We start from the raw sequence: 13,131 nt of genomic DNA, 5'->3' as shown, positions 1-13,131 counted from the left end.
CGGCCACGCACGGTAGCCAGCCATAACCGCCTCGATCGAACAATTCAGCCCCTCAGAAACCCATCCACAAGGTCGCGACCACCATAACTAAACAAGCAAACTACTCCACACCCAGAATCAGATAATATACACCTTGAACGACGGCAACGACTCCCGCAATAAACAAAACAGCAAGTATGGTCAAAGAATACTTCGGATACTGCCGGAGCTGCCTAAGCGGACTCAACCACGAAGACTCTACCCTTCCTCCACCTCTCCTCAGCTCATTGATTGAGACAAGCGAGAGAGCAACAGTAAAGACCACGACAAACAGCCCCAGGAAAAGAGATTGTATCGGATCCTCGGACGTTGCACGCCCTTCATCATGGATAATTAAATCGTAGATCACCAATCGATTAGCCGCCGACTCCAAAAAGTACCACCCCCAAAATAGCCCGCCCCGGCCCCGACCCCGATTCCGCCGCCATGCCAATAACTACGATCTGGCGGACCTGAACCCTTACGCTCACCCCCCGCATAACAGGCGCCCACATAGTAAACCAGGCATCCGCCATAGGAGATACCTTGCTGTTCTGCCGGAGGCGCACTCATGACACCGAGAGTTCCGCCAACCTTGCAACAACCATGCCCTCCCCCATTGAGGAAAACACCGTCACTGTTCGCCTGAACGGCCACACAAGCGAGGAAGCAAACACTGACCTCCCCATACAGTCCCTCTACCGCGCGAGTCTTTAGGTCGGTCAGCCCTTCTGCAATGGGTTGCAACGTGCAATCCCAACACCATTCATCTCTACCATCACCAGTGCTCCAATCAATACACCAAGTAAAGATGCAGGTTCGGGACTGGACAACACTAGGTCCCAGCAGGGGCGAACAGACCATTAGGAAGCAATGGCCACCCCGACCATCAGGGCGCTTCTTTCCATCCAAATCCGTGGCCGGCACCTTCGGCCACCGCGCCTTGACCTGCTTGGCCTTGGTGCTCGTCTTGCGATTCTTCTTGCCCCACTCTTTGTTCTTGGTGGTGCCACAGCCGTACTTGCAGCCCCCACCGTTCTTCTTGAGCGCTTGCGCACTGTAGCCGTAGCAGTCGTGATCACGACAGTCAGCAGGGATCATTCCGGTCGGGTCACTAAGGGTGACCGGGGTGTTGTTGGTGTACGAATAGCCGTTCCACTGCTGCGGCTGGCCGGTGTCCTGTAGCGGGTCGACGGAGATAAATCGGCCGATCTCAGGGTCGTACGCCCGGGCACCGACGATCGTCAGTCCACTCGGACTCATCGGCTTGTTGAGGAAACCCCGGTTGTCGGGATAAGCCCCGTCAGCACCGCGTGCCGCCCCGTACGGCGTGTACTGCCGCCAGGTCGGGTTCTGCCCCGTGGAGTCGAGGTAGAGACTCGGCGTGCCCTGATGATCGGCGATGGCGAAAGTGTAGTCGCTACCGCTGCCACTCCGAATGCAGGTGCCGCCGCCCGGCAGGGCGTAGTATCGCGACCCGCTCACCGTGTTGGCAGCGGTGTCGAGCGTGAGCTGCTGGCCCGGTAGGTAAAGCGTGGTCTTGCCCGGTTCCCGTTGTAGCAGGATCTCCCCGTCGGCGTTGTAGACAAAGCTGCTGTCTCCGCCGGTTCCTCCGGTGATCGAGGTGAGCTTGCCAGCCTCATTCCAGGCAAGCGTCTGGTTGCCCTGACCGGCGTTGCGGCTGGTGGTGTTGCCGGCAGCGTCGTACGCGTAGCTGGTCGACCCGGTCTCACCGCCGGTCGTACTGGTGCCGGTGAGGGTGTGCGGCTGACCTCCACCATTGCCGTCGTAGCTGTAGGTGGTGACGGTATCCGCGCCACCGGCGAGGTTGCGCTCGACCTGCTGTGTACGGTTACCGAGCACGTCGATGCTCCAGCTCGTCCAGTACGCGCTACCGCCCCCGATGGCGTTGCCCACCATGGACCGGTTGCCGGCGGTGGGAACGACGGCACAGTCATCGGTGGCGGTCCACGCCTCGGTCAGGCGGGCCAGGCCGTCGTAGCCGTAGCACTGGGTCTCCGACGGGGTGCTGGCACCGAGCCTGGTGCTTGTCTTCTTGATGACGTTGCCCGCCAGGTCGTACTTGTAGTGCTGATCATCAATATAAGTCGTGGGGGTACCGGGTCGGTCAACGAGTTGCCGGATGAGTCGACCGGTGTGGTCGTCATAGGTGTTCGTTACCCCTGCCACGGTGGTGGGGCCACCGAGCGCCTGGAAGGTGACTCGCCCCCAGGCGTCGTAGCTCGTGTTCTGCGTGTACGGAGCGAGGCCACCGAGGGAGCGAGGTAGGTCCAACGGGGTATAGCCGTGCGTCACAGTCTCAGCCGGCAGGCTGCCCTTGGCGGGGTAGGTGTCCTTGAGAGGCAGGCCGAGTGTCGACGTGTAGCTGTGACCGAAGACGTAGCTGCCCCCCAGCAGTCCTTCGGACTGCGGGACGGTCACCGTGGTGCCGAGTGAGTTCCCGAAGACGTCGAACCCCTTCTGCTGCGTAGTGTACGCCTGACCACCCGAATAGGCGGTCGTGGTGGTGAGCTGACCGATGGGGTAGGTCATATTGGCGACGGCGTTGTCAGCGTTGTCGTACACCCACTTCGCCCGCTGGTTGGCGGCGGACTGGTTGGCGACCGTCGCCGCGTACTCGCCCGTCTTACGGTTCAGCGCATCGTAGATGTAGGAGATGGTCTTGTTACGGGCGTCGGTGCTCTGGACGACGTTGCCGTTGGCGTCGTAGACCATGCTGCTGCCCCCGGCGTCCGGGTCGTCCTTGCTGGTCAACCGGCCAAGCAGGTCGTAGGTCGAGGTCCAGATGTTGCCCTGGGCGTCGGTAAGGGTGGTCTGGTTGCCCCGCTGGTCGTAGCCGTACCGGCTGATCGTCGCGGTCCCCCCGGTCACCGTGAAGATCCCGGTGAAGGTGTCCGTCGGGGTGTTCAGGGTGGGCAGCACGGAATACTCGTGCAGCTCCTTCGTCCGGCCAAGTGGATCGGTCACGGTCGACTTCACAACACCCCCGACCGGCGGGATGACGGTGGTCCGGTCACCGTTGTAGACAGTCGTGGTGGTCGAAACGGTGACGCCGTTCTTGGCGGCAGCACTAATCACGGCTCGGCCGAGGCCGTCGTAGGTGTTGAAGGTCTGGTTGGGCACCTTCTCGACCAGGTCCACGGCCGTCGCCGGAGCGCCGACCACCGGAGTCGTCACCGGGTCCCACCAACCGTTGTATGTGGCACGGGTCCAGCCCCGGGTGTCGTAGAAGGTATCGGTGATCATTCGTCCGGCTTGCGGAGTCGTCGCCTGCGTCTGTCGAGGTCGCAGCAACGCGTCATAGATCGTGACGGAGGAACGATACTTCCCCTCGTTGGTCAACTGCTCGGTCGTCACCCCGGTCACGCCGGTCTTCGAGACCGTGTAGGTGAACTTGTGGTTGGCCGGTGTGGTGGTTGCCCGGGAGTTGAGCCAGACCGAGGTCACTCGGCCGAGGGCGTCGTACTGCTGCCGCGCGACGACACCATTGGCGTCGGTGGTGGTCAAAGTCAGCCCACGTCGAGGGCTGATCGTTGTGGACGTCTCATGCTCCAGTGGATTGGTATCCGACGTGCCGGTGGTCAGTCCGACCGCATTCATCGTGTAGACCGTGGTGTCCTTGTTGCCGATGGCGTCGTATGCGTCGACCACCCGACCGTACGAGTCGTACGTCGACCGCGTATCGGTCTGGTAGCTGTAGGCCCCGGAGGACCAGCCGGCGGCCACTCGGGTCATGGTCACGTCGCCCTTGGCTGGGGCGGTGGCCTGCGGGAACGTCGTGTCGAAGTCCTCGTCGTCGTCGTAGTAGGTGCGTTCGTGCTTGACGACCTGGGCAGGCCGGTCGACGCTGGCCGGCGCGGTGAGCGTGTTGACGCTGCCGGGGACCGATGCCGGGGTGCCCTGGGTGAACCCGCCGCACGCAACAGCCACCGTCTCGGTCTGGCTGACCAGCCCGACCAGGTTCCTATCGATGTTGACCGCGGCATACGTGAGCGAGGTGCACTGGTCGTAGGCGGCGTCGGTCGGAACGGTGTGGGTGTAGGTGTGCTTGAGTAGCCCGAAGGTGGCGCTGGCCGGATCGGCGTCGTACGACTGGTCGGTCTCGGTGTACCGCCAGGTCGTGGCCTCGCCGCCCGTCACCGCCTGCCGACTGTAGGTCTTGATCGGCTCGACCCAGGTGGCGGTCAGGGCCGGCAGTCCGGTCCGGGCCCGCGAGGCGACCGCCGGTGATATCCAGTACGACGTGATGGTGGACGAATCGACCGGGCCACCGTCACCGAGGTGGGTCGTGGTCTCCAACTCCCGTCCGGCGAGTTGCTCGTGGTCCTCGTGGACCCCACCGGCGGAGTCGGTCACGTTCACTACGGTGGTGTTGTTGTTCTTCGACATGCCCCGGTAGTAGATGGCCTCTGAGAGGGTCTTCCGGTCGTTGACCCCGTCGCCGTTGCGGGTCCTGACCTTGGCGTACCCCCGGAATTGTCCGTAGGTGCGGTACTTGGCCTTGACGACCTCGTTCTCGTCGTAGCGCCAGGCGGCACCATCGAGGTACTCGTAGTTGCTGGACAACGCGGGTGCCCCGCCGGTCGGGTCGGTGCTGGTGACCCGGGTGACCGCGTACTTGTTGAACCAGTCCCGGAACTGCGCGGTGTAGCCGTCCGGGGTCCAGTAGACCGGATAGCAGGATCGTGTGTTCGTCGCCGGGTCGAGCGAGACCGGAGCGGTACATGGCTGGGGCAGCTCATAGCTGGCGGTGATCACCGAGCCGGTCTCGGTGGTGATCGTCTCGATCCGCTGGCGATAGAAGGCGGGCAGCCCGCCGGTCACCGCATCGACCCGGTTGGCCAGCTTGATGCCGGTGAACGACACCGAGGGCAGCGCGATCGCCGAGGCGGACCCGCCCGCGCTGGTGTCGTGACCGGTACGGGTGATCGAGGTCAGCCACAGGGTGGGCGAGGTGCCGTCCCCGGTCGGCGGCATGGTGTGCGCCAGGGCGTGGGAGTCGACCGGCTCATAGGCGGACGTCGCCGTGTTGTACTGCTGCGTGGTGATCGAGGTCAGCCGGACGGTGGAGAAGAACGCCGGGCTCCAGTCGTCACAGTCGGTGCCCTGGTTGCAGACCAGGTCGTACGGTACGTCCGGCCAGTTCGCCTTGGTCGAGGAGTTCAGCGGCTCGCAGGTGGCCGCCACACAGCGGGGGCCGGTGGCGAAGACGACCTGGTTCGGCGGGGTGCCGTAGGCCCCACCGTCGGTGAAGCCGTAGTCGATCCGCTCCAGCCAACTGTCCCGTACGTACGAGACGTCGGTAGCGCCCTTGTTTCGGCCGTAGTAGTTGGTGGCCTGCTTGTAGTAGTAGGCCATCGCGTTGCCGTGCAGGTCGGTGACGTAGTCCAGGTTCCACCGGTACGCCATGGTGCAGACCGACGAGGAGAAGCCGGCCGAGTTGTAGCACGGATCGCCCGAGTGCGGCGAATAGACGGGGGTGTGGTCCACCGACTTCGTCTCCGCCTTACCAGCGGACCAGCCCGGCAGCCGGTTACGACCGAACTCGTACACCGTGCCGTCGCGCTGCGTCACCCGCCAGTAGTCGGTGTGGTAGGTGCCGCTGCCGTTGTTCGAGTTGGTCACCCGGGTAATGACCGAACCGTTGTCCGACTCCGGTTTCCATACCTCCTTGTCAGCGTCCCAGACCAGCGCCGACGAAGACCCGTTGAGCGACAACGTCAGAATCGGACCGGTATAGCACCGATCGTAGGTCTTCACGGGCGACGCCTTGCCCCCTGGATCGTCCTGGCAGGAGACGAAGGTCTGCTCAACGTATGAACGTGGCGTGGACCAGCCGTCACCGGCCCAGGACGCCTGGGCATTGGTCGACGCCGTCTGACCGTCCACACCGCTCGAGTCGTAGGACAACGCCACCGCCGGCACCAGATCCGAGGCGGCCGGGGGCACCGTGACGGGGTAGGAGTAGCTGAACGATCCGTTGCTGCCGCCGCCGGTCCACGAGCCAGCGGGCTTCAGGTCGGTCGCGGCGTAGGTACCGCCCTTGCCACCCTCGTCACCCGCCGATGCCACTGCCGCCATCACGACCGCCTCGGCGGTTGTCGAGCCGGTCATCTGGATCTCGGTGGCAACCGTCTGACTCGCCGGGTCGTTACTCGACGGGAGAGACTCGGCCGTTCGACACACCGTCGCATTTGGGGTGGTGAGGGCGCAGGCGGGCAGCCGGACCATCCGTAGCCGGGAGCCGTAGTTTCCACCGTAGGCTTCGGCGAAGTTCGCGTAGTCGATACCGACACGTACCGTCCCGGCTCCCGCTGCCCCTTGCTCCGGTGTCAGGGAGAAGAGGACACCGTCGATCCCGGCGGCCGTGGCCGCCGCACGGTCCAGCAACCGTACGCCGACTCGCTGGGAGCCTGCTCGGTCGTTGGTCCGCACCACCGGCTGCACCCAAACTGGCGTCTTCCCCACGCGCACCTTGGCACCCACAGCGCCGAGGGCAGCAGGTCGGGCCAGTGACACGTCGGCCGCAGACGCCGCCGGCCAGTTGACTCGGCTGGGCCGATAGCTGCTCTTGGCTGCGTCCCTCGGTGTCACGAACCGGGTCGATGACGGTTTGACGCCGGTCACGGACGGCCCCGGGGACGGTGTGGCGGCAGCCCGCTGTGAGTCGTTCGGACGCGCAGTCGACGGCGTAGCCACGAGGAAACTGGCGACCAGGGTCGTTGTTGTTACCAGTGCGACGGTCGTCATCCACCGGTCGCGCATCCGCGTACCGCCGTACCTGCCCATGCGAGCCCACCCGATCAGCGAGAGACAGAGAAACCACGCAGGGCGCTGTGTCGCCCACTCCGCGTGGCGAAGCCACCTTCTCATGATCGGAACTCATCGAAGATCACGAGATCATAACGATAGATCTTTCGATGGGCGACAAATCGATCGATAGTCACACCAATCCAACTCCAGAGAGCTACATCTCACTCTCCCAGCGCTACCGAGACTGGTTAGCTGTGGGCCCGAATCTTCTCCTCACCCCTCAGCGAAAGTTGGGAAGACTTGTCCAGGCTCAGTCCACGATGGAAACGCGTTGTCAGTGACGTCGCCGCGACCGGAATGCTGCTGGCGTCTACCGCAGTAGCGCTCGTCGTCGCAGCGTCCCCTGCATCGTCGGCCCCAACCAGGTCGACCACCGGAGAGCTGGGCGTAGACAGCGCCATGGCTCAGGCCAAGCGAAGTGGCAAGCCGGTGGAGGCAACCGCCGCAGCCACCCCGACATCGACCATGACCGCGAATCCGGACGGCACCGTGGCGGTCCATCAGTCGGCGGCGCCCACCCGGAAGCGGGTTGGCAAGGCCTGGAAGCCGCTCGACGCGACCCTGGTCCGCCACGGCGATGGTCGCATCACCCCGGTCACTTCCCTGCACGAGATCACGCTCTCCGGCGGCGGCACCGGGCCGATGGCCACGATGGTCAGCGGGGATCGATCCCTGGAGCTATCGCTACCGTTCCCGCTGCCGAAACCATCCCTGACCGGCGCGACCGCGACCTACCCGAACGTCCTCTCCGGCGTCGACTTGCAGGTCACGGTCAACAGGGAAGGAGGCTTCTCGCATGTCCTGGTGGTTCGCGACGCGACGGCAGCGACCCACCCGGCGTTGAGCCAGCTCACCCTCACCACGAAGGCACAGGGCTTCACGCTGGGTACGGACAAGGCCGGCAACATCACCGGCCGCGACCGGGCCGGGAAAGAGGTTCTGTTCGCACCCGCCGCGACCATGTGGGACTCGGCCAGCGGTACGGCCGCCAGCGCGGCGCAAGGGACAGCGTCGACCGCCAAAGCCCCCGGATCGCGGGCAAAGGTGGCCCGAATCGGCACGAATCTCCGCGCCGGCCGGATCGACCTCACCCCGGACCGGTCGATGCTGACCTCGCCGGCAACCACCTACCCGGTCTTCATCGATCCCACCTTCAACTGGGCAAGCGCAGGTGCCGCCAAGAGCGGATGGTCGACGATCTCGCGAGACCATCCGGCCAGCAACTTCTGGAAGAAGACCCCGGACCCAGACGGCCGGATGCAGGTCGGCAACTCCGGCAGTCAGTGGTCCCACACGTTAGTCAACTTTCCGGTCCCCACCGGCACCTTGGCGGGCGCCGTAATCAACTCGGCCACCTTCAAGATCACTAATACGTACTCGTACTCGTGTACCGCCAAGAAGGTCAACCTGTACGCTCCGGCAGCCACACTGACCTCTTCCAACGCAACCTGGAACCACTGGAAGAACGTCAGCTACGGCTCAATCGTGGACCAGAAGGAATTCGCCTACGGCTACAGCAACAGCTGCAAGGCCGCAGCCGCTTCCTTTGACGTCACGCCGGAAATCCGGAACAACGTCACCGCTGGTAAATCCTCCCAGACCCTGATCCTCACCGCCGACAACGAAGCCAACGACGTATGGGGTTGGAAGAAGTTTCTCGAGACCAGCCCGACCCTGACGATCCTCTACAACCACAAGCCCAACAAGCCAGCCGGGCTGACCACGTCCCCCCAGACCTCCTGCACGGCCGCGACTCCGACCACTGTCGGAGACGGCCCGGTCTCCCTCTATGCCCCGGCCTCGGATCGGAATGGCGGGGTCCTCGGGGTCTCCTTCAAACTGTGGAAGACCGCAGACTCGACCGAGACCCCCATCGCTTCGTCCAACCCCAACCTGCTCACCTATTCCTCGGGAAGTACGGCGGTGCTCGTCATACCGGCGGCCACCCTCCTCGCTGCTGCCGGTGGCAGTGTCACCGGCTTCTCGTGGAAGGTGCAGACAACCGACTTCAACATGACCAGCGACTGGTCGGACACCTGCCGATTCGACTACGACCCCACCCGGGCTGGGCCACCGGTGGTAACCCCGCCTGCCGAGCAAACAACCATCGGCCAAGGTGCCACCTTCACCATCGCCCCGCCGTCAGGAAGTATCCCCGCCGGGTACAGCTACCAGCTCAATGACTCAGCACCGCTTACCGTCACGGCAACCAGCGGTAATGCAAGCGTGACCGTCACTCCGACCCGGTTCACCAACACCCTCACCGTCACCAGCCTCTCTGCCGGTGGAAACTTCGGTGAGACCGCCAGCGTGACCTTCAACTCTGCCCCCAGTGCCGTCGCCGCAGACGCTGATATGAATGGCGACGGAACGGCCGATCTCGTCACTACCGGTGGCATCAATGGCTTGCCCTCCGGCCTCTGGCTGGGAGCAGGCAAGAGCGGCGCCAGCGTCAATACGAACATCACCAACATCGGCGCCAACGGCAACGGGGTGGCCGGAAGCAAGTCTCCAAGCGACTTCAACAGCGCCAAGGCGATAACGGGCCGGTTCACCGGAACCGGGCTGCAGGACGTGCTCATCTACTACCCTGCGGGCGCAGATCAAGGAAGCACTGGCATTCTGCGGGCAAACGGCGATGGGTCGGTCATCCAGGCGCAACTGAACGACAACCGGTTCGGGATAGATCCAGCCCTACTCACGGACGAAGACGGCAACTGGCCGCTACAACTAGCCAATGCTGGTGATAGCCGCGGACTGGGCAGCCCGTTCCCCGACCTCATCGGCACCAGCGGCGATGCCGCCGCCGGCTATCACCTCACCTACTACCTCAACGGTGGCTGGCCCGCCGGTTATGTTGAAGTAATTCGTACCACCGCAATCACCCCGACCGGAGGAACCGACTGGGATTCCTGGACCATCAGTACCGCCCAGTTGACCAGCGGTACGTCGATGTTCCTGTGGCACCGGGCCACCGGTGCTCTCCACCTCTGGACCAACCTCGCCTTCAACACCGAGACAGGCCAGCTCACCTACACTCCGTACGCCCTCTCCACCAACTGGAACGCTGGCGCGACCCACAGCCTCCGCGCTGCTGACATCAACAACGACGGCACGGCCGACCTGTGGACCATCGGTGCAGGCGCACACAGTGGCGCCTGGCTCGTCACCAACCTGACCGCCGGCACCGGCACCATTTCTGCCCAGGCAAGCCAGGCCTTGATCACCTCCAACTACACCTGGCCGATGAACGACGGCAGCAGCGGAACGGTCACGACTGCCACTGAAACCACCAGCGGCAAGACGCTGACCGCCACCGGGAACGCGGTCTGGCGGACGGGTGACCTGTTCAGCCCCAGCATCCTGCTCAACACCGATGCCACTGGCACCAACATCGATCATTCCGGAACCGGGCACCTGACCAGCAATGAGGCGCTCATCGACACGACAAAGTCGTTCAGCATTTCGGTATGGGTGAAACCCACGGGGCAGGGTGGGGTGATCGTCTCAGAGGACGGAGCCCACTCTTCACGCTTCATCCTGTGGAACAACGAGGTCGACAACACCTGGCGCTTCGGAATGGCTGCAGGAGACGCCAACACGTGGGTCTACACCCAGGCGGTTACTCCCGCTGGTACGGCTCTCGGAGTCTGGACTCATCTGATCGCCACCTACAACGCCGGAAACCGGACGCTGGCTCTCTATGTCAATGGAAGCCTGAAGGCGACTGCCCAGTACACCAATACACCGACGTGGCCTGCCACCGGCAAGTTCGTCGTCGGCCGCTTCCTGTATCTGGGCGCCCCGGCGGCCTACTACTCGGGGCAGATCAGCAACCTTCAAGTATGGAACACCGCGCTGACGCCGAGCCAGGTCAACGCCAGCAACACGCAGCCCAGCGGGAGCCTCGTTCCGTTCGGGGCAACCAAGTGGACGCCTCCTGGGACAACCCAGAAGGTGGTCGAGATCTACGCTGCTGATCCCACTGGAAACCTGTGGCGGTACCCCAAGAATGGCAACACCGTTGGGGAACCCCGGCTGATGGCGACCGGATGGAACCAGTTCACCACAGTCGGCATCGCGGACTGGGACCACGATGGATATCAGGACGTGTTGGTACGTGACAACACCACCTGCAAGCTCCAGGTGTTCCTCGGCACCGCCGACGACCTGAGCCCGCAGCCCACCGAACTCGGAATCGGCTGGTGCAACCACACCATATTCGGCGTTGGCGACTGGAACCAGGATGGTCACCAGGACGTCATCACGGTGGACAAGGCAAACTCGAACATGTACTACTATCCGGGTGATCTCACTGGAGGCACGGGTGCTCGCGTTTTCATGGGGAACGGTTGGGGAACGGGCTATTCACCATACGGGTTAGCTGACGTAAACTCCGACGGCATACCTGACATCGTCACGCGAATGAGCACCACCGACACATTGCGACTCTACGACTTCCCGGGAAGCACCGGACGGCAAATCGGTACCGGCTGGAACGGCTACACGTTTTTCGGTATCGCCGATTTCGACGACGACAACGAACTTGAATTGATAGTTCGCCACGATGCCACGGGAATCCTGTGGCGTTATGGTGACATGTGGGACCAGTCACCGGAAGCGGTCCGCGAGATGATCAGCGGCGGCTGGTAGTAGATCGTGCTGCTGGTCGGCGGGCCGATCCCACCGACCAGCAGCACGTGTAACCTCAGCCGCCGGTCAGGGTCTCCAGTAGGTCCTTGGCGCTGGCACACCGGTCGAAAAGCGCCCCGACATGTTTCCTGGTGCCCCGTTCCGGCTCCATCATCGGCACGCGGACCAGCGACTCCCGGCCGACGTCGAAGATGACCGAGTCCCAGCTGGCAGCGACCACTTCGGAGGCGTACTGGGCCAGGCAGCGGCCACGGAAGTAGGCGCGGGTGTCCTCTGGCGGCTCCACCATCGCGGTACGGACCGCCTCGTCAGACAGGAGCGTCGTCATCGAGCCCCGGGCCACCAACCGGTGGTAGAGGCCCTTCTCCGGCCGGACGTCGGAGTACTGCAGGTCGACCAGTTGCAACTTGTGCGAGGCCCAGCCGAGCTTCTCCCGCTCCCGATAGCCCTCGAGTAGGCGCAGCTTGGCCACCCAGTCCAGCTCGCCGGCGCACAGCATGATGTCGCGCCCCAGCCGGTCCAGCACGCTCTCCCAGCGGTCGAGCACGTCGGCGGTCATATCATCGACGTCGCTGCCGTACCGATCCTCGACGAAGGCGCGCGCTCGTTCGAGATAGGCCCACTGCAGGTCGAGCGCGGTCAACCGGCGTCCATCCCGCAGCCGGATGAGATGGGTCAGGGACGGATCGTGACTGACCGCGCGTAGTTCGGCGACGGGATCGGCGATACCGAACTCCGGGGTGAGCACCTTCTCTTCGATCATCGTCAGCACCAGGGCGGTGGTGCCGACCTTGAGGTACGTGGAGATCTCCGACAGGTTGGCGTCGCCGATGATGACATGCAGTCGCCGATACTTGTCGGCGTCGGCGTGCGGCTCGTCCCGGGTGTTGATGATCGGTCGTTTGAGGGTCGTCTCCAAGCCGACCTCGACCTCGAAGAAGTCGGCCCGCTGGGAGATCTGGAAACCCGGTTGTGAGCCGTCCTGACCGAGGCCGACCCGTCCGGCACCACAGACGACCTGTCGGGTCACGAAGAACGGCGTCAGATAGGCGACGATGTCCGCGAAGGGGGTCTGCCTACGCATCAGGTAGTTCTCGTGGGCCCCGTAGCTGGCGCCCTTGTTGTCGGTGTTGTTCTTGTAGAGATGGATCGGATGGGTGCCAGGAATGGTCGCCGCCCGGCGAGCAGCCTCGGCCATCACCCGCTCCCCGGCCTTGTCCCAGCGCACCACGTCCAGCGGGTTGGTCACCTCCGGCGTCGAATATTCCGGATGGGCGTGGTCGACGTAGAGCCGGGCACCGTTGGTCAAGATGACGTTGGCCAGTCCGAGGTCCTCGTCAGCGAGCGCCTCGGCCGGGTCATAGGCCGCGCCGGAGTAGGTGAACCCGCGGGCGTCCCGCAGCGGTGACTCCTCCTCGTAGTCCCACCGCGCCCGCCCGCCCCGAGTCAGTTCGGGTCGGGCGCCATAGGCGTTGACCACCTGTGACGAGGTGACCATCGGGTTGGCCCCGGCCTGGCCGGGAACCGAGATGCCGTACTCCACCTCAGTGCCCATGATCCGCCGTACGCTCATGCCGCTGCCTCGCTCTGCTCGCTGAGGATGCGTGGCTGGTTTCGCCCGTTACG

General features: G+C 64.0%; 3 protein-coding genes. 1 reads left to right on the top strand and 2 read right to left on the bottom strand.

The genetic code is table 11. From position 1 onward, the window contains the following. Positions 1 to 384: 384 nt before the first annotated feature. Positions 385 to 6,633: an RHS repeat domain-containing protein gene (locus FHR38_RS33370; RefSeq protein WP_312882468.1), complete on the bottom strand. Its 6,249-nt coding sequence runs from the start codon at positions 6,631 to 6,633 to the stop codon at positions 385 to 387. A gap of 618 nt (positions 6,634 to 7,251) precedes the next feature. Here FHR38_RS33370 and FHR38_RS28885 point away from each other — a divergent pair. Then, positions 7,252 to 11,505, top strand: coding sequence for a LamG-like jellyroll fold domain-containing protein (locus tag FHR38_RS28885; RefSeq protein WP_184538124.1), 4,254 nt, complete (start codon positions 7,252 to 7,254; stop codon positions 11,503 to 11,505). A gap of 55 nt (positions 11,506 to 11,560) precedes the next feature. Here FHR38_RS28885 and dop read toward each other — a convergent pair whose 3' ends face one another. Further along, on the bottom strand, positions 11,561 to 13,078 hold the full coding sequence (gene dop, locus FHR38_RS28880; RefSeq protein ID WP_376771445.1) for a depupylase/deamidase Dop: 1,518 nt from the start codon (positions 13,076 to 13,078) through the stop codon (positions 11,561 to 11,563). Between the last annotated feature and the right edge of the window lie 53 nt (positions 13,079 to 13,131).

Source organism: Micromonospora polyrhachis (assembly GCF_014203835.1).
GTDB classification, from domain to species: Bacteria; Actinomycetota; Actinomycetes; order Mycobacteriales; family Micromonosporaceae; genus Micromonospora_H; species Micromonospora_H polyrhachis.
This window is presented reverse-complemented; position numbering and strand designations above follow the sequence as displayed.